The 21,602-nt window shown below is 38.3% G+C and carries 17 protein-coding genes and 1 tRNA gene; 7 read left to right on the top strand and 11 right to left on the bottom strand.

Annotation, left to right across the window (positions count from 1 at the left end):
* Positions 1–114 precede the first annotated feature (114 nt).
* From lon to htpG, 7 genes are all read right to left on the bottom strand, one after another.
* The gene (lon, locus tag BTO22_RS03380) at positions 115–2,469 is read right to left on the bottom strand and encodes an endopeptidase La (RefSeq protein WP_105054270.1); all 2,355 of its coding nucleotides are present in this window, start codon (positions 2,467–2,469) and stop codon (positions 115–117) included.
* Between the two features lie 131 nt (positions 2,470–2,600).
* Complete coding sequence (clpX, locus tag BTO22_RS03375) at positions 2,601–3,887, bottom strand: ATP-dependent protease ATP-binding subunit ClpX (RefSeq protein WP_105054269.1); 1,287 nt, start codon at positions 3,885–3,887, stop codon at positions 2,601–2,603.
* Between the two features lie 86 nt (positions 3,888–3,973).
* Positions 3,974–4,597 (bottom strand): ATP-dependent Clp endopeptidase proteolytic subunit ClpP, encoded by a 624-nt coding sequence (gene clpP / locus BTO22_RS03370; RefSeq protein ID WP_012549607.1) that lies wholly within the window; start codon positions 4,595–4,597, stop codon positions 3,974–3,976.
* A 105-nt stretch (positions 4,598–4,702) separates the two neighbouring features.
* Positions 4,703–6,001 carry a trigger factor gene (gene tig / locus BTO22_RS03365; protein WP_105054268.1) on the bottom strand — a complete coding sequence of 433 codons (1,299 nt, stop codon included), beginning with the start codon at positions 5,999–6,001 and terminating at the stop codon, positions 4,703–4,705.
* 351 nt (positions 6,002–6,352) lie between these two features.
* Positions 6,353–7,318, bottom strand: a complete 966-nt coding sequence (gene hemH / locus BTO22_RS03360; RefSeq protein ID WP_105054267.1) for a ferrochelatase — start codon at positions 7,316–7,318, stop codon at positions 6,353–6,355.
* Positions 7,319–7,400: 82 nt separating this feature from the next.
* Positions 7,401–8,045, bottom strand: a complete 645-nt coding sequence (gene adk, locus BTO22_RS03355; protein WP_060990416.1) for an adenylate kinase — start codon at positions 8,043–8,045, stop codon at positions 7,401–7,403.
* Positions 8,046–8,309: 264 nt separating this feature from the next.
* Positions 8,310–10,208: a molecular chaperone HtpG gene (htpG, locus tag BTO22_RS03350; protein ID WP_105054266.1), complete on the bottom strand. Its 1,899-nt coding sequence runs from the start codon at positions 10,206–10,208 to the stop codon at positions 8,310–8,312.
* A gap of 213 nt (positions 10,209–10,421) precedes the next feature.
* Between htpG and BTO22_RS03345 the strand changes: the two genes are divergently transcribed.
* Together BTO22_RS03345 and BTO22_RS03340 are read left to right on the top strand one after the other, a co-directional pair.
* On the top strand, positions 10,422–11,294 hold the full coding sequence (locus BTO22_RS03345) for a transcriptional regulator (protein ID WP_105054265.1): 873 nt from the start codon (positions 10,422–10,424) through the stop codon (positions 11,292–11,294).
* A complete protein-coding gene (locus tag BTO22_RS03340) occupies positions 11,285–11,836 on the top strand; it encodes a regulatory protein ToxS (RefSeq protein ID WP_105054264.1) in 552 nt (183 codons plus the stop codon). The genes BTO22_RS03345 and BTO22_RS03340 overlap by 10 nt, the downstream gene beginning before the upstream one ends.
* A 114-nt stretch (positions 11,837–11,950) precedes the next feature.
* Here the strand turns inward: BTO22_RS03340 and yfcE are convergent, their stop codons facing one another.
* The gene (gene yfcE, locus BTO22_RS03335) at positions 11,951–12,499 is read right to left on the bottom strand and encodes a phosphodiesterase (protein WP_105054263.1); all 549 of its coding nucleotides are present in this window, start codon (positions 12,497–12,499) and stop codon (positions 11,951–11,953) included.
* A gap of 130 nt (positions 12,500–12,629) precedes the next feature.
* Between yfcE and BTO22_RS03330 the strand changes: the two genes are divergently transcribed.
* The 3 genes from BTO22_RS03330 (at position 12,630) to BTO22_RS03320 (ending at position 15,624) form a co-directional block, all read left to right on the top strand.
* The gene (locus BTO22_RS03330; RefSeq protein ID WP_105054262.1) at positions 12,630–13,535 is read left to right on the top strand and encodes a TIGR01777 family oxidoreductase; all 906 of its coding nucleotides are present in this window, start codon (positions 12,630–12,632) and stop codon (positions 13,533–13,535) included.
* A 75-nt stretch (positions 13,536–13,610) separates the two neighbouring features.
* Positions 13,611–14,438 carry an SDR family oxidoreductase gene (locus BTO22_RS03325; RefSeq protein WP_105054261.1) on the top strand — a complete coding sequence of 276 codons (828 nt, stop codon included), beginning with the start codon at positions 13,611–13,613 and terminating at the stop codon, positions 14,436–14,438.
* Between the two features lie 331 nt (positions 14,439–14,769).
* A complete protein-coding gene (locus BTO22_RS03320; RefSeq protein ID WP_105054260.1) occupies positions 14,770–15,624 on the top strand; it encodes a co-chaperone YbbN in 855 nt (284 codons plus the stop codon).
* Between the two features lie 20 nt (positions 15,625–15,644).
* Here BTO22_RS03320 and cueR read toward each other — a convergent pair whose 3' ends face one another.
* The gene (cueR, locus tag BTO22_RS03315) at positions 15,645–16,046 is read right to left on the bottom strand and encodes a Cu(I)-responsive transcriptional regulator (RefSeq protein WP_105054259.1); all 402 of its coding nucleotides are present in this window, start codon (positions 16,044–16,046) and stop codon (positions 15,645–15,647) included.
* Positions 16,047–16,130: 84 nt separating this feature from the next.
* Here cueR and BTO22_RS03310 point away from each other — a divergent pair, with 84 nt between their 5' ends.
* Together BTO22_RS03310 and BTO22_RS03305 are read left to right on the top strand one after the other, a co-directional pair.
* The gene (locus BTO22_RS03310; RefSeq protein WP_105054258.1) at positions 16,131–18,851 is read left to right on the top strand and encodes a cation transporter; all 2,721 of its coding nucleotides are present in this window, start codon (positions 16,131–16,133) and stop codon (positions 18,849–18,851) included.
* Positions 18,852–18,936: 85 nt separating this feature from the next.
* Complete coding sequence (locus BTO22_RS03305) at positions 18,937–19,371, top strand: DUF411 domain-containing protein (protein WP_105054257.1); 435 nt, start codon at positions 18,937–18,939, stop codon at positions 19,369–19,371.
* Positions 19,372–19,593: 222 nt separating this feature from the next.
* Here BTO22_RS03305 and BTO22_RS03300 read toward each other — a convergent pair.
* Positions 19,594–19,670 (bottom strand) — tRNA-Pro (locus BTO22_RS03300).
* 178 nt (positions 19,671–19,848) lie between these two features.
* Positions 19,849–21,510 carry a bifunctional UDP-sugar hydrolase/5'-nucleotidase UshA gene (ushA, locus tag BTO22_RS03295; RefSeq protein WP_181044552.1) on the bottom strand — a complete coding sequence of 554 codons (1,662 nt, stop codon included), beginning with the start codon at positions 21,508–21,510 and terminating at the stop codon, positions 19,849–19,851.
* Positions 21,511–21,602 lie beyond the last annotated feature (92 nt).

Below are 21,602 nucleotides of genomic sequence, written 5' to 3'. Positions count from 1 at the left end.
TATAAATGTGTGAAGTTATGATCACGCAATAAGGTTTAACTTAGCTGCATCAATATAAAGTGACAAGTCATTTCGACCTGTCAGCCCTGTTATATCAACGTTTTTTGCTACACGTCACTTTTTAGATTGCTCAAGACTAAAACCTTGAGGGTCATTTTGAAGTGCTAAGGTTAAGACTTCATCAATCCATTTAACTGGATGAACCGATAGATCAGCAATTACATTTGCTGGGATCTCTTCTAGGTCGCGTTCATTATCCTTTGGAATGATGACAGTTTTAATACCACCACGATGCGCTGCTAATAATTTTTCTTTTAGACCACCAATTGGTAAGACTTCACCACGCAAAGTAATCTCACCTGTCATAGCAACATCTGAACGAACAGGATTACCAGTTAGGCTTGATACCAAAGCGGTACACATACCAATACCAGCACTAGGGCCATCTTTTGGTGTTGCACCTTCTGGTACGTGAACGTGAATATCACGTTTTTCATAGAAGTCAGGATTAATACCTAATTTATCTGCACGTGTACGCACAACGGTCATCGCAGCTTGAATTGACTCTTTCATTACATCACCAAGAGAACCGGTATAAGCTAACTTGCCTTTACCAATCATTGATTCAGCTTCAATCGTCAATAAGTCACCACCAACTTCAGTCCATGCTAAACCAACAACCTGGCCTACACGGTTTTCGTCATCCGCTTTACCATAATCACAGCGTTGAACTCCTAAGAAATCTTTTAGGTTATCTTGATTAATGGTTACTTTCTTAATCGATTTATCTAATAAGATTTGTTTAACTGCCTTACGACATAATTTAGAAATTTCACGCTCTAAGCTACGTACACCCGCTTCACGAGTATAATAACGAATGATGCCCATAATAGCTGAGTCATCAATTTCAATTTCATGATCTTTAAGGCCATTGCGTTTTACTTGCTTCATCAACAAGTGATTCTTAGCAATATTCAGTTTTTCGTCTTCGGTATAACCAGATAAACGAATCACCTCCATACGGTCAAGCAATGGACCTGGGATATTCATTGAGTTAGACGTTGCAACGAACATGACATCAGAAAGATCGTAATCAACTTCTAAGTAATGATCGCTAAATTTATTATTCTGCTCTGGGTCTAATACTTCAAGAAGTGCCGATGCTGGGTCACCACGCATATCAGATGACATTTTATCAATTTCATCTAATAGGAAAAGTGGGTTCTTTACCTCAACTTTTGATAACTTTTGAATTAATTTACCAGGCAAAGAGCCAATATAAGTACGTCTGTGACCACGAATTTCAGCTTCATCACGTACGCCACCTAGTGCCATACGTGTGTATTTACGACCTGTTGCCTTAGCGATAGATTGACCTAACGACGTCTTACCAACACCAGGAGGACCAACTAAACAAAGGATTGGACCTTTTAGCTTTGTCACTCGGCTTTGAACCGCTAAATACTCAAGAATACGCTCTTTTACACGCTCTAAGCCATAATGGTCAGAGTTTAAAATCTCTTCTGCTTTGGCTAAATCTTTTTTCACTTTAGAGCGTTTATACCAAGGCACAGCAACCATACAATCAATATAGCTACGAACAACTGTTGCTTCTGCTGACATCGGAGACATCATTTTTAGCTTTTGCAATTCTTGTTCTGCTTTTTCTTGTGCTTCTGTTGGCATTTTTGCATCTGCAATTTTCTTTTGCAGTGCTTCAAATTCATCTGGAGCATCATCTAAGTCACCAAGCTCTTTTTGAATAGCTTTCATTTGCTCATTCAAATAATATTCACGCTGACTTTTTTCCATTTGTTTTTTAACACGGCCACGAATGCGTTTTTCGATTTGCAATAAATCGATTTCCGACTCCATCATGCCCATTAAGAATTCTAAGCGTGCAATAACATCCGTAAGCTCTAAAACTTCTTGCTTATCAACCAGTTTAAGTGGCATATGAGCAGCAATAGTGTCAGCTAGACGTGCAGCGTCTTCAATTCCGTTAAGTGACGTTAGCACTTCTGGTGGGATTTTTTTATTTAATTTAATAAAGCCTTCGAATTGATTAATTGCAGAGCGCATAATCACTTCTTGCTCGGCATCATCAATAATTGGAGTCAGCAAAAACTCAGCATCTGCTGTAAAGAAATCAGCCTCTAAAAACTGATGAATTTTTGCACGTTGTTGACCTTCAACTAATACTTTAACTGTGCCATCAGGCAATTTTAATAATTGTAAAATTGTCGCAATTGTACCAACACCGTGTAAATCATCTAATTGTGGCTCTTCTTTAGCTGCTTCTTTTTGTGCCACAAGTAGGACTTGTTTATTCTGCTCCATTGCCGCTTCTAGACAACGAATCGATTTTTCACGGCCCACAAACAGTGGAATTACCATATGCGGATACACCACTACATCACGTAATGGTAGAACTGGTATCTCAATGCGCTCGGAACGCTCCAGGTTCATATTCTTCTCTCTTTCCGTCAGTATCTATAGAAATAATATGGGGGCAAGTCGCTAAGAATCAACATTATTTTCAATTAAAAATAAAAAAGGAGGCCAATGCCTCCTTTTTGTCTATTTATTAGCTAAATACACTATTCTGCAGATATTGCTTTTGATTCTGTATTTTCAAACATTAATAGCGGTTCTGATTCGCCATTAATTACAGATTCGTCGATAACTACTTTAGAAACGCCTTCTTTTGATGGCAATTCATACATAGTATCTAATAATATCGCTTCTAAAATTGAACGAAGACCACGAGCACCCGTTTTACGATTCATTGCTTTTTTCGCAATCGCTCTCAACGCATCTTCACGGAATTCTAGTTCTGCACCTTCTAAATCAAATAACGCAGCATATTGCTTAGTTAATGCATTTTTAGGCTTACTTAGAATTTGAATCAACGCTTCTTCATCTAATTCAGTTAATGTTGTTGTTACTGGTAAACGACCAATAAACTCAGGGATCAAACCAAATTTAACTAAATCTTCAGGTTCAATTTGCTTCAATAAGTCACCGACAGTTGCTTTATCATCTTGAGAACGAACATCAGCAGCAAAGCCGATACCAGTTCCTGTTGCAACACGTTGCTCGATTACTTTATCTAAGCCTGCAAACGCACCACCACAGATAAATAAGATCTTAGAAGTATCTACTTGTAAAAACTCTTGTTGTGGGTGTTTGCGACCACCTTGAGGTGGTACTGAGGCAATTGTACCTTCAATCAATTTCAGTAGTGCTTGCTGAACACCTTCACCAGAGACATCACGTGTGATTGATGGGTTTTCAGACTTACGAGAAATCTTGTCAATTTCATCGATATATACAATGCCACGCTCCGCTTTCGCTGGATCGTAATCGCATTTTTGTAGTAGCTTTTGAATGATGTTTTCTACATCTTCACCTACATAGCCCGCTTCTGTCAAAGTGGTTGCATCCGCCATAGTAAACGGAACATCCAAGAAACGAGCTAGCGTTTCAGCAAGTAATGTTTTACCACTACCTGTTGGACCGATAAGTAGAATATTACTCTTACCTAATTCAACGCCATCTTTTGTAGTATCGCCATTACGTAAACGCTTGTAGTGATTATATACCGCTACTGCTAATACTTTTTTCGCGTGCTCTTGGCCGATAACATAGTCATCTAAGTGCTCACGAATATTTTGCGGTGTTGGTAATGCTTCACTACTCTCTTTTGGAGACAGAGTATTATCTTTTAGCTCTTCGCGAATAATGTCGTTACATAAATCAACGCACTCATCACAAACATAAACAGAAGGACCTGCAATTAGTTTACGAACTTCATGCTGGCTTTTTCCGCAAAAAGAGCAATATAGTAACTTTCCACTATTTTCGTCTTTACGCTTGTCTGTCATTTGCTAACCTCTTAAACGTTGCCTTTATGCTGTAAGTTTATACTAACTTACCTTCTTTGCTGTAAACGTTACTGCTTTTTTCTTAATTAGTCACGCTTATTTAACACAGCATCTACAAGACCGTATTTCACTGCATCATCTGCTGCCATGAAGTTATCACGATCTGTATCTTTTTCGATCACTTCTAAAGGCTGGCCTGTATGTTCAGCAAGTAGCGTATTCAACTTCTTCTTAATCGTTAAGATTTCTTGAGCATGAATTTGAATATCTGATGCTTGACCTTGGAAGCCGCCAAGTGGTTGGTGAATCATCACACGAGAGTTAGGCAGAACATAACGTTTGCCTGGTGCGCCACCTGCAAGTAAGAAAGCGCCCATTGAACATGCTTGACCCATACATACTGTGCTCACATTTGGCTTAATAAACTGCATTGTGTCGTAAATTGACATACCTGCAGTCACAGAGCCACCTGGAGAATTAATGTATAGGAAGATATCCTTATCTGGGTTTTCAGACTCAAGGAAAAGCAACTGAGCCACAACTAAGTTGGCCATGTGATCTTCAACTTGACCTGTTAAAAAGATAACACGCTCTTTTAACAGACGGGAATAAATATCATACGAACGCTCACCACGTGAAGTTTGCTCAACAACCATAGGAACAAGTGCATCCATAATAGAAGGCATTGCATTGTTTTCTTGATAGCTCATAACCGTATCCCTTATAAAATAAATGGTCCGAATGACGCTTCATTCGGACCATTATTAGCAGATCTTGTGAAACTAAGTCAACTAACTACTTAATTAATTTAGAAATTAAGCAGGTTGTTGATTCATTAGTTCGTTAAAGCCTACTGCTTTTTCAGAAACTTGTGCTTTAGCAAGGATTGCTTCAACTGCTTGTTCTTCTAGAGCAACATTACGCATGTTGTTCATCATTTGCTCATTACCTTCGTAGTAAGCAACAACTTCAGTTGGATCTTCGTAAGCAGAAGCCATTTCATTGATAAGTGCTTTTACTTTTTCATCATCAGCTTTTAGTTCTTCAGTCTTGATTACTTCACCAAGAAGAAGACCAACAACTACGCGACGTTTAGCTTGCTCTTCGAACAATTCACGTGGAAGTTCTGGCGCAGTATCAGCGTTGCCGCCAAAACGTTGAACAGCTTGTTGACGTAAAACTTGAACTTCTTGATCGATAAGAGCAGAGGGTACGTCAATGTCATTTTGCTCAACTAGACCGTTGATAGCTTGTTCTTTGATCTTGTTTTTAACAGCTTGAGCTAATTCACGCTCCATGTTCTTACGAACTTCAGCTTTAAGACCTTCAACACCACCTTCAGCGCCGAACTTAGTAACGAACTCGTCGTTTAATTCTGGAAGCTCACGAGCTTCAACTTTAACTACTGTGATAGCGAATTGTGCAGCTTTACCTTTTAGGTTTTCAGCATGGTAATCTTCAGGGAAGTTAACATCAATAGTTAGTTCGTCACCTGCTTTTTTACCTTTGATACCGTCTTCGAAACCAGGGATCATACGACCTTGGCCCATTTCTAGAGGGAAGTTATCCGCTTTTCCACCTTCAAATAGCTCACCGTCGATAGAACCAACAAAGTTGATTGTAGCGCGAGTGCCGTCTTCAGCAGCAACGTCTGCATCAGTCCAAGTAGATTGTTGCTTACGTAGCGTTTCTAGCATCTCTGCAACGTCTTCGTCTTTAACTTCAACTTGTGGTTTTTCAACAACAACTTTGTCTAAACCTTGAAGTGCTACTTCTGGGTAGATTTCAAATGTTGCTGTGAATACTAAATCTTGACCTTCAGCAAATTCTACTGGAGTAAATGTTGGTGCGCCTGCTGGGTTGATTTTGTCTTTAACGATCGCTTCAATGAAGTGACGTTGCATAACTTCACCCATTTTATCGTGACGAACTGCGCTGCCGTACATTTTAGCAACCATCTTCATTGGCACTTTACCTTTACGGAAGCCATCGAAGCGACGATTTTTAGCGATATTGCGAAGCTCAGCATTTACAGCATCTTCAATGTTTGCAGCTGGAACAGTAATAGTTAGAACGCGCTCTAGGCCTTCTTTAGTTTCAACAGTAACTTGCATGTTTATATAAACCTCAAAATCGACTCAGGTTCTCTGAGTTTGCGACAAAAAATACGTGTCGCATCCTTGTGTTACAGGCCTAATAAGATAGAAACCGTAACCCCTATGATTCGTGGTACCAAATGGGCACCTTCTTTTATCTACTCATTTGAAATCAACAAGCAGATCGCGTATTTCATTGAATAAAATACGACATTTAGCCAAGTGGCAAAATAAGACGCGATATTGTAGCGATCTGACCCATCTATGTCGAGGCTCACTACACACGTTGATAATCTTTAATAAGAAATTGGGCAATGAGTAGTACTTTTCAACCCTAATAAATACTTTTTTTCTAAAAAATACGTTTAATTAATGAGAAATCTTCTGACTCACAATATCTGCCATCATTTCAATATGTAGAGCATCATCATTTAAACATGGAATAAAGGTGTATTTTTGACCACCTGCTTCCATAAATATTTCTTTGCACTCTTCTGATAACTCTTCTAGTGTTTCTAAACAATCAGAAGAAAATGCAGGGCTAATGATGTCTAATGACTTAATCCCTTTTGGTGTAAGTTCAGTTAACGTCTCAGAAGTATAAGGTTGTAGCCATGCCTCTCGCCCAAAACGAGATTGATAGCTCATGCCTATTTGTTCAGGAGTTAGTCCTAATTCTTGAGCAAGCAATTCCGTTGTTCGCTCACAATGCAGTGCATAAATATCACCATTATCAACAAAGCGCTGTGGTATCCCATGATATGAACACAAAACATAATCACCTTTCCCCTTCTTCTCCCATGAAAGACGGATAGACTCAGCAAGCGCTTTTATATAGAGAGGGTGATCATGATAATTATGAACAAACGAAAAATTTGGTAACACAGGAGTGCTTTTATATTGCTTTGCAATTTGATCAAAAACAGCGGCGGTTGTCGTTCTAGAATATTGAGGGTATAGAGGAAGGATAATAATCTCATCACAACCTTGTTGCTCTAATAACTCAATACCTGATTTAATTCTTGGCTCACCATAAGTCATTCCCAATGCCACTGGCATTGAAAGACGCTTTTGTAAGGCAACCACCTGTCGCTGTGAATAAACCATCAAAGGGGATCCATCATCCATCCAGACACTTTGATATAATTTAGCCACTTTAGGTGCTCGAATAGGAAGAATTACACCATGAAGCAAGGGACACCAGATAAAACGATTTAGATCGACCACTCGCTTATCATGTAAAAATTCAGATAAAAATGTTTTTACTGCTGACGCTGTTGGAGCAGTCGGCGTTCCTAGGTTAACAAGTAGCACCCCTGCTTTTTTATTATTCACTATCATCGTCCATATTTTCTATAAAAAAAGGCGACCAATAAGGTCGCCTTCAATATAACAATAAATTACTGACTGCGTAAGATTACGCTAGTGCTTTTTCGATCTCAGCGCTAACTTCAGCAACCAACTTAGTACCATCAAATTTAAGGTACTGAGTTTTACCCGCTTCCGCTTCTTTATTGTAGTAAGCGATAAGTGGTGCTGTTTGCTCATGGTAGATACCTAGACGAGCAAGAACAGTTTCAGGCTTATCATCTTCACGGATAACAAGAGGTTCACCAGTTACATCATCTTGGCCTTCAACTTTAGAAGGATTAAACGTAACGTGATAAGTACGACCTGAAGGAAGGTGTGCACGACGACCAGACATACGTTCAACAATTACTTCATCAGCAACGTCAAACTCAAGAACGTAATCGATTGATACACCATTCTCTTTTAGGCCATCAGCTTGAGGAATTGTGCGCGGGAAACCATCTAGTAGAAAACCTTTAGCGCAATCTTCTTGAGCAATACGCTCTTTAACAAGACCAAGGATGATCTCATCAGATACAAGTTGGCCAGCATCAATTACAGATTTAGCTTGTTTGCCTAGCTCTGTACCCGCCTTAATAGCAGCACGTAGCATGTCACCTGTAGAGATTTGTGGAATACCATATTTATCCATGATGAACTGAGCTTGAGTACCTTTACCCGCACCAGGTGCACCTAAAAGGATGATACGCATTGTTTTCCCCTTAAAAAATAATCTTGGAATTTATACCAAACCTTACAAGTAGATTATGACAACTACTTATAAACTTAGGTATAAGTTTTATTTCGAAAAATAAGCCGTGAAAGATACACGGAACTGATAAAGCTATCAAGTTTGCGATGAAAAAAGCAAAAATAAGCGCTAAATAGAGTCTATTTGATAACAATAAAAAAACAATGAGACCTTAGTGTAAAACACATCGGCCTCATTATACTTATCTTGTTACTGCATTATCCATTATTTAGATAATAATTGATTCATTGCACTTAAGAATTGCGATGGATCATCTAAAGAACCACGTTCGGCTAACATTGCTTGACCAAGCAGCATTTCAACCCAGCGGCCAAATGCCTCTTCATCAGCTTCATCTGCCATTTGCTTAATTAGCGCATGCTCTGGGTTAATTTCAAAAATGTATTTCACTTCAGGAGCAGCCTGACCCGCCGCTTCTAGAAGTTTCGCCATTTGTGTACCCATTTCAAAATCATCAGTCACTACAACTGCCGGTGTCGATGCTAACTTAAAGGTAGTACGAACCTCTTTAACACGATCACCTAAATAAGCTTTTGTACGCTCAACAACAGATTTAAATTCTTCTACTGTCTCTTTTTGCTTCTCTTTTTCAGCATCATCTTCAAACTTACTTAAGTCTAAACCAGCTTTAGTGATAGATTGAAATTGCTTACCATCAAACTCTGTTAGGTAGCTCATTAGCCACTCATCGATACGGTCATACATTAGAACGACTTCAATGCCTTTTGCTTTAAATTGCTCTAGGTGCGGACTGTTCTTCGCCGCAGCATAGCTGTCTGCCGTTAGATAGAAGATCTTATCTTGTTCTTCTTTCATACGTTCAATATACCCAGCTAAGCTCATCGATTGCTCTGAACTATCTTTATCCGTGGTAGCAAAACGCAATAAACCGGCAATTTTATCTTTATTCGCAAAATCTTCAGCCAAGCCTTCTTTTAGTACTTGTCCAAATTCTTTCCAGAAAGTTTGATATTTTTCATCATCTTTCTTCGCTGTTTTCTCAAGCATACCTAGTACACGTTTAGTACACGCGCTACGTAATGACTGAGTCACTTTATTATCTTGAAGAATTTCACGAGATACGTTTAGCGGAAGATCATTTGAGTCAATCAAACCCTTAACAAAACGTAGGTAACTCGGCATAAATTGTTCAGCGTCATCCATAATAAATACGCGTTGAACATACAGCTTCAAGCCACTTTTATGATCACGGTTCATCATATCAAACGGTGCTTTGGCTGGAATATATAGAAGGCTCGTGTAATCGTTTTTACCTTCTACTTTATTATGGCTCCACGTCAGTGGATCAGCAAAATCATGAGATACGTGCTTATAAAACTCTTGATACTCAGCATCTTCAATCTCTGATTTACTGCGAGTCCAAAGCGCTTGAGCCTTGTTTACTTGCTCCCACTTTCCTTCTTTATCTTTGCCTTCTTCGTCTTTTTCTACAGACCAAAGGGAAACAGGAATACCGATGTGATCAGAGTATTTACCAATCACTTCTTTTAGGCGCCACTCACTTAAGAACTCTTTACCTTCTTCACGCATATGAAGAATAATATCCGTACCGCGAGTTTCTTTAGTAATGTCTTCAATTGTATAGTCACCCTCACCTTCTGAGTGCCACTGAACCGCTTGATCTTTCGCTACACCCGCTTCACGAGTACGAACTGTTACAGCATCAGCAACAATGAACGCAGAATAGAAACCAACACCAAACTGACCAATCAATTGAGAGTCTTTACTTTGATCATCCGATAGTTTTGAAAAGAAATCAGCAGTGCCTGATTTAGCAATTGTACCTAAATGCTCAATCACATCTTCGCGGCTCATACCAATACCATTATCAGAAATGGTTAAGGTGTTTGCTTCTTCGTTAAAAGAAAGTTTTACACCAAGATCTGCATTGCCTTCATATAAATCACCATTTGATAATGCTTTGAAACGCAATTTATCTGAGGCATCAGAGGCGTTTGATATTAATTCACGTAAAAAGATCTCTTTATTTGAATATAAAGAGTGGATCATTAGATGAAGTAATTGTTTCACTTCAGACTGAAAGCCGCGTGTTTCTTTATTATTAATTGTTTGCTCGCTCATCAATAAACTCCAAAATTGTACAATGTATTTAACTTATTAATTAAAATGAGGTCTTAAAATGGCAATTCAAGGTAAAGCAATGTAAAAAACACTGTTTTTTTGCTTTTTTTATACTATAAAATGCGTAATGATAAATTTTGACATAAAATAGACATTCTAAAAATGATACTTGGATATCATAAATAAGAATCACCATTACTGAGTTAGCAACCAATGAATATAGAAAATAACAAAATTATTATTGGCAACCGGTTTCTATTCGATCCAAACGATAATAGCCTCATCGATACATTAAATGATGAAGAAATTATCCGCTTAGGTGGTAATGAAAGTCGCGTATTAAGCCTACTTATTCAAGAACCAGGGAAGGTTGTTAGTCGCCATGAACTACATGAATACGTATGGAGAGATCAAGGATTTGAAGTTGATGATTCGAGCTTAACTCAAGCGATCTCTACGTTACGAAAAATGCTACAAGATCCAACAAAACTACCTGTTTATGTAAAAACAGTGCCTAAGCGTGGGTATCAATTCATTTCAACAGCAGTAGCTCAAGAGTCAGACTCAGAAACAGAGCTTGCGACGAACCCAATGGAAGATCTCTCAACTGTTTCAATGGAGAGTCATGAAGACATAACTTCTGACGAATCTGTGGATACCGTTAAAACAGAAAGCGTGCAACCAAGTAAAATCACAGAAGCATCAAGTATAAATAAACCTCAAGCACACCTATCTCTGCTTGGAACAATAACCTTGATTATTGCGTTTATCTTGCCTGTCATTGCATACTTTAATCATACTCCAAAATCAGATGCATTTACTCAAGTCGCTATTTACGATGAAATACCTGTATTGATTCCTATTAATCATCCTAATATCGACCAATGGCAACCTCTTATTGAACAATGCACCATTTTTTATAATTCAAAGCATACTGATACATTAAAGCCAATTGAAGTTATCGCTACTAGTGGACAACCAAATCAAATTACATTGAATTATATTCATAATGAAGAACATAGCGATCAAAGCATTAGCGTTCGTTTGCTAATAAATCAAAAAGAGGTAGATAAAGTATGTGGTTAAACGACGAGCAGTTACCTCTAATGAAACGCTTTTCACCTATTATTCTTCTTCTCATTTCAATGATAGGGAGTGGTTGGTTTTACTGGGAAAGCGACAGTAAAGTTGAACAATTACTGACGTCTAAAGAATGGCAAAGTATGAGTACAGTTCGTATCGATAGCAATATTGATTACGAAGATATGGGACCGTTAAAACGAGCTGACATTAAATCAAATGTAGTTTACTTACCAAATAAAACTTACTCTAAATCATCAAAACTGACTATTTATAGTGTCCTAGATACAGAAACGCATCCACTAACCATTAACGTGATGGAAACCGGTAATTGGGAATATAGCGGTGATTACCTTCTTATTGACCCTATTGAATTTAAAGATGTGGCATCAAGCGATAATAAAGAATTCACTGGCGCACAGAAAAAGTTAATCATGCGAGTATTTAGAATTGATGCCCAACAAAGCAAGCGTGTTGATGTGATTAATGATAAAACATTATTATTGACTAGCCTTAACTATGGCTCAGGGATTTTATTTTCTCATTAAATTAACGGCATAGTTCTTAATATAAAAAATCCGAGGCGATTATCTTCTCGGATTTTTTTATACCTGTTCTAAAATTAAGTAAGACCAACCCAATACAAATTTAGATTAGTATGATTACAACTTAATAGAATTCAAAATATTCCCATCAAAATCAAGAACGGATAGATTAGTTCCATCCAGTAAACCGTAACTTGGTTTCCCACTATCATTACGTGGGAAGGTCGTTGAGCCCGGATTAAAAATAATCTGCTCACCTTGCCATTCAGCAACGGTTATATGAGTGTGTCCATGCGCAATAACATCTCCTTTCTTTAATAAAGGACGTTTATCTGCATTAAAAATATGCCCATGAGTTAAAAAGATTTTTTTCCCTGTTGGCAATAATACAATATTGTAATCAGACATTATTGGAAAAGAGAGCAGCATTTGATCAACTTCACTGTCACAATTACCTCTTACTGCAATGATAGACTCAGCATATTGATTCAATAATTCAGCAACCCCAATAGGATTATGGCCTTCAGGTATTGGGTTTCTTGGACCAAAATTAATTAAGTCTCCAAGCAGAATTAAATGATCCGCTTTAGAGGCAAGAAACGTATCAATAACACGCTGAGTTGCAGGCAATGAGCCATGCAGATCTGAGGCAAAAAATAACTTCACAAAGAATCCTTAAATTTAAAGAGGTGCTTCAAACCAGAAGTATAAAGGAAAATTGCATGAAAGTTGCCAATCAGTGAAGTCAATTTATACTTAGTTCATTAGATATTAGGAATATCTTGCAGGAGACGAGATGAAAATACTTATTACAGGCAGTACTGGATTAATCGGAAAAAAGTTATTAGATCACCTGAAAGGTCACCATTTAATACTTTTAACTCGTGATACAAAACAAGCAGAGTCCACACTGAGTCACCTTGCTTTACCTCACGCTGAATTTATTTCAGATCTCAGTTCTTTTCAGAATTTTAACGAGATTGATGTAGTCATCAATCTTGCAGGTGAGCCGATTGCTGAAAAAAAATGGACTAAAAAACAAAAAAAAATTATTACCGATAGTCGATGCAACCTTACTGATAATCTAGCTCAACTCAGCCTTAAATCAACTAATCCACCACCTTGTTTTATTTCTGGATCCGCGATTGGCTATTACGGCGATAACGGTAATCAAGATATAGATGAGACAACGCAAATTTTATCATCTGATTTTGCACACCAAATCTGCCAGCGTTGGGAAAATAAAGCCTTACAAGCCCAAAGTGAGCAAACTCGCGTTTGTATCTTACGTACAGGTGTTGTTTTATCTCCTCTAGGAGGCGCTCTTAAAAAAATGCAACTACCCTATCAGTGTGGGCTAGGTGGCCCCATAGGAAATGGTAAACAATATATGTCGTGGATTCATATCGATGACATGGTACTCGCTATATTACACCTGATAGAAAATAACGATAGTTGTGGTATTTATAATCTAACTGCCCCTCATCCTGTGACCAATGCTATTTTTAGTCAAACATTAGCAAAAACACTAAAACGCCCTCACTTTCTGTTTACACCCACAATAATCATTAAGGCAATTCTTGGCGAAGCAGCCGTTTTGCTTACAGATAGCCAAAGAATCCGTCCAAAACGTTTAGTTCATGAAGGATTTAAGTTTCGTTATTCCCGTATTGAATCAGCATTAAAACAATTGCTGAGCTAAGTAGCTCTAGTTGCAATGGATTTAGTTTAGATTCATTATAAAATGACATTCATAAACAGAAGTGTAAGTTAAGCTATGCAACGTTCAATCTTTATTACAGGCTGCTCTACGGGCATTGGTTATACCGCTGCCCATCAATTACAACATTACGGGTTTCAGGTCATTGCATCATGCAGACAAATTAAAGATGTGGAACGACTGCAAAAAGAGGGCTTAACTTGCTTACATTTGGATTACAGTGCTCCTCAAACGGTGACTCAAGCTATTCAGGAGTTACTCGCTCTTACTGATGGGAAATTATACGCATTGTTCAATAATGGGGCATATGGACAAGCTGGAGCACTAGAAGACTTACCAAGAGATGCATTAAAAGAGCAGTTTGAATCAAACTTCTTTGGATGGCACCAATTAGTCACAGAACTTCTTCCTGTCATGAGAAACCAAGGAGAAGGTAGAATTATTCAAAACAGCTCCGTTTTAGGTATTGTTGCAATGAAATATCGCGGGGCTTATAACGCATCAAAGTTTGCTATCGAAGGTTGGACTGATACTCTGCGTTTAGAATTATCAGATACCAATATTAAAATAAGCTTAATCGAACCAGGGCCAATTGAAACTGAATTTAGATCTAATGCATTGAAAGCATTTAAAAAATGGGTCGATATAGAAAAAAGTCCGCATAAAGAAAAGTATCTTATTCAACAAAAACGACTTGAAAAAGAAAACTCTGCCAGTGCATTTGTTTTGCCTTCGGAATCTATTATCCCCCCATTATTACATGCACTTAATTCATCTAGACCCAAAGCACGCTATCGAGTCACCTTTCCGACTCACCTCTTTGCTATTCTAAAACGATTATTACCAACAAAGTACCTAGATAAAATCTTAAATAAGAGCGATTAACTTATCTTTATCATGCCGATTAAGTGTAATAATTAAGAAATATGAGAAAAGACTAAAAATGTAATATTAGTGTCATATTGCATAAGTATATTCGTTCATATCCGGTAGAAAGTGTTTTAGGAGAGAATATGACACTAGGTAAAATCAACTGGATCTGTGTGAGTGTCGCGGTTGCAGTCTTCATACTGATCTAACAGTTGTCTTCGCTTACGATAGTAAAGCCATTATGTTACGCATAGTGGCTTTCTTCGTATCTGGCTCCTTGAAAATCAATGCAATACCCCATATAACTGTATATATCTAGCAACAATACTGATTTTAGGAAAAGCCCATGCAGCCAGAACATAGCGTTGAACTGAACGAACAAAACTTCCAACAAATTCTCGAAGGCTCAATGCAGATCCCTGTGTTAATTCATTTCTGGACCCCAATGAGTCAAGAAAGCCTTGCTGTCATTCCTGCATTACAACAATTGGCGCAACAATACGGTGATGCAGTAACTCTCGCCCTACTTAACTGTGAAGAACAACAAAGTCTTGCACAGCAATTTGGCGTTCAAACCTTACCTACAATTGCTTTATTTAAAAATGGCCAAGCGGTTGATGGGATGGGCGGCCCTCAAACGATCGAAGCCATTCAAGGAATGCTAAGCAAACATTTACCTAGCCAAGAAGAACTTCAGTTATGCCAAGCATTTAAATTAGTTGAAGAAGGTGAATTTCAAGCAGCACTTCCTACCCTTCTCGCTTTACTTGAGCACTTTGGTGGTAATGGCCAAATTAAACTTCATATCGCCCAATGCTATATTGAAACTCAAGCTTATGATCAGGCAGAAGCAATGTTGTCTGAAATATTAATGCAGGATCAAGACAGCAAATACAAAGAATTAATAGCAAAACTAGAACTTCACAAGCAAGCAGGAAATACACCAGAAATCCAAGCATTAGAAGATAAGTATAATGCCGAACAAAGCAATACGGACCTGGCTTTAGAGCTTGCGATTCAATACAGCCAAGTAAATCGCCAAGAAGAAGCATTAGACATTTTAATGATCATTTTATTAAAAGATCTTAACGCTCAAGATGGGCAGGTAAAGAAGACAATGATGGATATCCTCTCTGCTCTTGGCCAAGGAAATCCAGTTGCAGGTAAATACCGTCGCCAACTGTATTCTCTACTTTACTGATTGACGAATTAATCCTGTTGCTACTTTTTATCGTGGCAACAGGTAAGCCCTTTAATAATAGGACAGTCATTACTTTCATCTCCAGGACAAGCACTCGCTAGCTCTAATAATGTTTGCTTCATTCCTTCTAACTCTTGAATTTTAGCTTCTATTTCCATTACTTTTTCTAGCGTTTTCTTTTTCACATCCGCACTACGGCGGTTTGGGTTATTTGATAAGCTTAAAAGATCTTGGCACTCTTCTAGACTAAACCCAACCAATCTTGAACGTCTAATCAGCTGCAATTCTTCAACTTGGGTTGCAGTGTATTGACGATAACCATTAGCACTTCTATTTGCCTCTCTGATGATGCCTTTACTTTCATAAAAACGAATCGCTTTCGACGTTAATCCGGTTAACTTCGCTACTTGACTAATATTCATTTCATTTACTCATTTAACTGCTTGACCTTCCATTTACTGTAAGGTTTATTCTTAGCAATATCAAGAATAGTTAATGAGGTTATTATGAGTCAGGAATTCACTCTTCCTTTATCAGGATTAAATTGCGGCAAATGTATCGCTAAGGTAGAGCATGCACTTTCTACCAACACTGGTATCTCTCAATATTCTGTTACCAAAACAGAACTGACTCTTACCACTAGCCTTTCTAAACAACATATTATTGAGATAATTTCTCAGCTTGGTTATTCTGTACCTGAAGAAAAAGTAATAACGCTTTATTTAGCAGGATTAAATTGCGGTAAGTGCGTAAAAAAAACCACAGAGGCATTAGAAACCTTATCTCATTCCACTATTCTTTCTATTTCAAAAGCAGAACTTAATCTCAATACCATACACTCAACAGGAAATGTGGTATCGCTGATTAAATCTATTGGTTTTCACGCCTCTACAATTCCACTTGCTCTTGAAGATAAATCATCAGAAGAATCAGATAACAAAGCCATCACTAGCAAACCAGAAATACTAGAACCTAATACAACCAAAACAACTCAACTCATTTTATCCGGAATGACTTGCGCTAGCTGCATCGCTTCTGTTCAGAAAATCATTTCAAACATTCATAGCGTTCAATCTGTTCAAGTGAATTTAGCAGAACGTACCGCTCTAATTATTGGTGATATTAACGAAACTGACGTAATTCACGCGATAGAAAAAGGCGGTTATGGGGCAGAAATTAGTCTAAATGAAGAGCAACGCCGTAAAAGACAAAAAGAGCTGTACCTAAAAACAACCGCTACACATAAAAAAAACACCACCATCTCATTAGCGATTGGGGCGCCATTAATGTTATGGGGAGTGTTTGGTGGCAATATGCAAATCAACACCATAAATGATCAACTTTCATGGGCTGTAGTTGGATTAATTTGTTTAGGTTTATTATTAACTTCAGGTAAACATTTTTTTGTTAATGCATGGAAAGCTTTCTCCCACCACAGAGCAACAATGGATACGCTTGTGGCTCTGGGAACAGGCTCCGCTTGGCTTTATTCCATGGCTTTGGTTATTTCACCTGAGTTTTTCCCTGAACAAGCACGTCATGTTTACTTTGAAGCAACAGCAATGATCTTAGGTTTAATAACGCTTGGTAATTTAATTGAAACCAAAGCACGGAATCGAACGTCTAATGCAATTGAAAATCTATTAAATCTTCAGCCACAAACCGCCGTGGTTATTCAGGATGGTCAAGAGGTTGAATTACCCGTATCTCAAGTGCTTCAAGGAATGATAATCAAAATTAAACCTGGTGAAAAAATCCCAGTTGATGGTGTTTTAATTAGCGGTGAAAGCTACCTTGATGAAGCGATGTTAACTGGAGAACCTCTCCCTAACTTAAAAACCATCAACGAGACTGTGCATGCCGGAACAATTAATCAACAAGGCAGCTTTACTTTTAAAGCAACCAACGTTGGTGAACACACTATGCTGGCGCGAATTATTACTATGGTACGTAATGCACAAAGCAGCAAACCTAATATTGCCAAGTTGGCCGATAAAATATCATCTGTATTTGTACCAAGTGTCATGATTATTGCTATTTTCTCAGCACTCATTTGGTATAACTTTGGTCCCGAGCCAACATCAAGTTATATGTTGGTCGTTGCCACAACGGTACTCATCATTGCGTGTCCTTGTGCACTCGGTCTTGCAACACCAATGTCTGTGACTGTTGGAATAGGCAAAGCCGCTGAATTTGGCGCTCTAATAAAGGATGCCGATGTACTCCAAACAGCAAGTACCATAGATACCGTTGTTGTTGATAAAACAGGGACACTGACTGAAGGCAAACCTACCGTCAATAAAGTCACTACCTTTAATGATTATACCGAACAACAAGTAATGACGTTGGCTGCCGCGGTTGAAAGCCATTCAGAACACCCGCTTGCTTTGGCTGTAATGGCTTATTTAAAACAACAGTCATGGACTCCTATTACTAGTCTTGGGTTTACCGCTCAGCTAGGTCTTGGGGCTTCAGCAAAAATAGATAGCGATACCGTACTTATCGGCAATATGGCTTATTTATTACAAAATGAAATAGCAGTACCTCACGTTGAGCTTTCACCTTCATCAACACCTCTGTTTGTTGCAAGAAACACCCAATGCATTGGCGTCATTGAGGTCAGTGACGCAATTCGTGTTGATTCCGCCCTTGCAGTTAAACAATTAACTCAATTAGGCATTACTGTCGTGATGCTCACAGGTGATCGCAAAGAAACTGCAGAACATGTAGCTAAACAACTAGGCATTACTCAAGTAATTTCAGGTGTACTACCTGACGGAAAAGCACAAGCAATAAAAGATCTTCAATCACAAAGTAAAAAAGTCGCCATGATTGGAGACGGTATTAATGATGCACCTGCGCTCGCTCAAGCAGAGGTAGGAATTGCCATGGATAATGGCAGTGATGTAGCCATTGAAAGTGCGCACCTAACCTTAATGAATCATTCATTACTTACCGCGGTAAGCGCGATTGAATTATCTAAAGTCACAATGAAAAATATGAAACAAAATTTATTCGGCGCATTTGTTTATAACATCATAGGTATTCCTATTGCCGCTGGGATTTTATTTCCATTTACGGGCATGTTACTAAGCCCTGTAGTTGCGGGAGCTGCAATGGCCTTGTCTTCAATTACTGTTGTTACTAATGCAAATCGATTACGACTTTTTACCCCTCGTTCTCAACGAGATATTCACCAACAAACACAAGGAGCATCACATGATTAATCTATTTGGTCTCGCTCTAATTATTGCCATTATCTACTGGTTTTGGCTATCACCTAATTCAAAATAACCTTTGGGAAAACCCACTATGAAAAACCTTCAATTTGCTTTTTTTTCTTTCGTTTTATTTAGCTCTTCAGCGTTCGCATCTACTGAGGTAATGACTTACAAATCACCTTACTGCGGTTGTTGTAGCGAATGGGTTGAACATATGGAAGAAAATGGATTTACAGTCAAAATAGAAGATCATGAAGACATGAATCCAATTAAAGAAAAACTAGGTGTCGAACCCCGCCTTGCTTCTTGTCATACCGCTGTTATTGATGGTTATGTATTTGAAGGACATATCCCTGCTGCTGATATCAAGAAATTTTTAGCGGACCCACGTGATTTTAAAGGCCTAGCTGTTCCAGGCATGCCAATGGGTTCTCCGGGTATGGAATATGGCGATAAGAAAGATAAATACCAAGTTGTGGCATTTAAAGAAAATGGAAAGCTAGCACTATTTAATACACATAATTAGGGTCTAGGGTCTAGGGTCTTTAAAGCATAATAGGTGTTGATAGCTATCAATACCTATTCATTTCTCAAATAAAATGGTTATACCAATCGTAGTAAATAACTAATCGTCCTAGCTGGTTAAAATGCTCGATAACTGTGTTGAAATACTATTACTTACTGTGATTAGCATTTACATTACAGACGCAAAAAAGCCGCATCATTTCTGATGCGGCTTTTTTAAAAGTGGTCGGTGAAGAGGGATTCGAACCCCCGACCCTCTGGTCCCAAACCAGATGCGCTACCAAGCTGCGCTATTCACCGAGCTGTTAAACAAAGAACTTGTCCGTGTCAACGGGGGCTATAATACTGTCTGAGAATTTTTTGACAAGTATTATTTTGTTTTTTCTTTCCGTTCGCTTACAAAAACAACAAACTGTTGAATTGATAAACAAAAGCCCCTAAAAATATAACGATTTAGGGGCTTATCTTCTTTTAATAATTACTTATAAGTAATTTCACCACGAGGTGCAAATTTGTTCACATCGATTGGGCTGTTTGTTTCTAAGAACTCTTTAAGAACTTCAGCATCAACAAAGCCAGTATTCACATAGCCTGGGTGATCCGAGATTTTCGGGTAACCATCACCACCAGCAGCGTTGTAGCTTGGTACTGTAAAGCGATACGTATTATCTAAACGTAATTGTTTACCACCGATAAATACATTTGATACTTTACCATTCTCAACTGTCATTTTAATGCCAGCAAATTGTGCGTAAGCACCAGAATCAATCGGTTTTGTTGCAACAACGTTCAAGTAATCTAATACTTCTTTACCTGTCATATCAGCGTAAGTCACGATGTTACCAAATGGCTGAACCGTTAATACGTCTTTATAAGTTACATCACCACCTTCAATAGAGTCACGTACCCCACCAGAATTCATAACAGCGAAATCTGCTTTAGCGCGCTCCATATGTGATTGAGCGATTAAACGACCTAAGTTTGTTTGTTCAAAACGAACCACATTACGGTCACCTTCTAACTTACCGTTAGTGGATGCTATTTTCACATTCAACTGGCCTTGACCTTTTTCTTGGTAAGGTGTTAAGAATGCAAGTAGCTCAGGATCTTGTGCAATTTCGTCTTGAATAAAGACGCGCTGTTTTTTACCGTCGATCTTCACTTTCTTTTTCAAGTTAACAGGAATTAAATTGTAGCTAACCATTTCTAATTCACCATTACGGAATTCAAAATCGGCTTTACCTACGTATTTACCCCATTCGTGCGCTTGAACGATCCAAGTACCATTTTGTTGGTCTGGTTGACATTCATCACCCGGAGTGAAATTTTTCTTCGCAACATTAGGCCCTTCCATACAAACAGGCTCTTGTGAGTGCCCCCCCACAATCATGTCTAGCTCACCTAGCTCAAGTGAACGAGCTAAAGCCACATCGCCTGGCGCATTAATGCCACGTTGACCATTCTCATAGTGACCCATATGAGTTACTGCAAAAATAAGATCTGGTTTTTCATTTGCTTCTAATTCTGCAATCACAAGCTTCGCTTCAGATTTAGGATCTCTGAACTCCAAATCACCAATGTATTCTGGGTTACCAATTTTTGCTGTGTCTTCAGTTGTAAAACCAACAACGGCGATTTTTAGACCTTGTTTTTCAAAAATCTCATAAGCTTGGTATTTACGCTCGCCCGTCTCTTTATCATAGATATTTGCAGACAACATTGGGAACTCAGCCCAATCAATTTGCTTTTGAAGAACATCTAATGGGTTATCAAATTCATGGTTACCTAATGCGATTGCATCGTATCCAATTTTATTCATACCCTTAAAGTCTGGTTCAGCATCTTGAAGATCTGATTCTGGAACACCCGTATTGATATCACCGCCAGAAAGAAGAAGCACACTGCCACCTTCTGCTTGAACTTCAGCACGTAATTCATCGATCAGCGTTTTACGTGCTGCCATGCCATATTCGCCGTATTTATTTTGCCAAAAACGACCATGGTTATCGTTCGTGTGTAATACCGTTAGCTTATATGTTGTATCTTCTTGCCACGCATGTTCAGTTGTTGTAGCACAACCAGCAAGAGTCGTTACCAATGCCGCAGCAATCGCTGTTTTTAGAGAAAGACGTTCCATCATGTTTCACCATTAATTCAAAAGAGAATGATCTAGACCAAATAAATCAATTGTTGATTAATCCTGTCAAATAACCTGACCAAGTTTAAAAGAAT

It is taken from the genome of Aliivibrio sifiae, assembly GCF_002954705.1.
GTDB classification, from domain to species: Bacteria; Pseudomonadota; Gammaproteobacteria; order Enterobacterales; family Vibrionaceae; genus Aliivibrio; species Aliivibrio sifiae_A.
This window is presented reverse-complemented; position numbering and strand designations above follow the sequence as displayed.

Coding starts and splice junctions, on each gene's coding strand:
- lon (WP_105054270.1), bottom strand. CDS start 2,469: ATGAACCTGGAGCGTTCCGAGCGCATTGAGATACCAGTTCTACCATTA.
- clpX (WP_105054269.1), bottom strand. CDS start 3,887: ATGACAGACAAGCGTAAAGACGAAAATAGTGGAAAGTTACTATATTGC.
- clpP (WP_012549607.1), bottom strand. CDS start 4,597: ATGAGCTATCAAGAAAACAATGCAATGCCTTCTATTATGGATGCACTT.
- tig (WP_105054268.1), bottom strand. CDS start 6,001: ATGCAAGTTACTGTTGAAACTAAAGAAGGCCTAGAGCGCGTTCTAACT.
- adk (WP_060990416.1), bottom strand. CDS start 8,045: ATGCGTATCATCCTTTTAGGTGCACCTGGTGCGGGTAAAGGTACTCAA.
- htpG (WP_105054266.1), bottom strand. CDS start 10,208: ATGAGCGAGCAAACAATTAATAATAAAGAAACACGCGGCTTTCAGTCT.
- BTO22_RS03345 (WP_105054265.1), top strand. CDS start 10,422: ATGAATATAGAAAATAACAAAATTATTATTGGCAACCGGTTTCTATTC.
- BTO22_RS03340 (WP_105054264.1), top strand. CDS start 11,285: ATGTGGTTAAACGACGAGCAGTTACCTCTAATGAAACGCTTTTCACCT.
- BTO22_RS03330 (WP_105054262.1), top strand. CDS start 12,630: ATGAAAATACTTATTACAGGCAGTACTGGATTAATCGGAAAAAAGTTA.
- BTO22_RS03325 (WP_105054261.1), top strand. CDS start 13,611: ATGCAACGTTCAATCTTTATTACAGGCTGCTCTACGGGCATTGGTTAT.
- BTO22_RS03320 (WP_105054260.1), top strand. CDS start 14,770: ATGCAGCCAGAACATAGCGTTGAACTGAACGAACAAAACTTCCAACAA.
- cueR (WP_105054259.1), bottom strand. CDS start 16,046: ATGAATATTAGTCAAGTAGCGAAGTTAACCGGATTAACGTCGAAAGCG.
- BTO22_RS03310 (WP_105054258.1), top strand. CDS start 16,131: ATGAGTCAGGAATTCACTCTTCCTTTATCAGGATTAAATTGCGGCAAA.
- BTO22_RS03305 (WP_105054257.1), top strand. CDS start 18,937: ATGAAAAACCTTCAATTTGCTTTTTTTTCTTTCGTTTTATTTAGCTCT.
- ushA (WP_181044552.1), bottom strand. CDS start 21,510: ATGATGGAACGTCTTTCTCTAAAAACAGCGATTGCTGCGGCATTGGTA.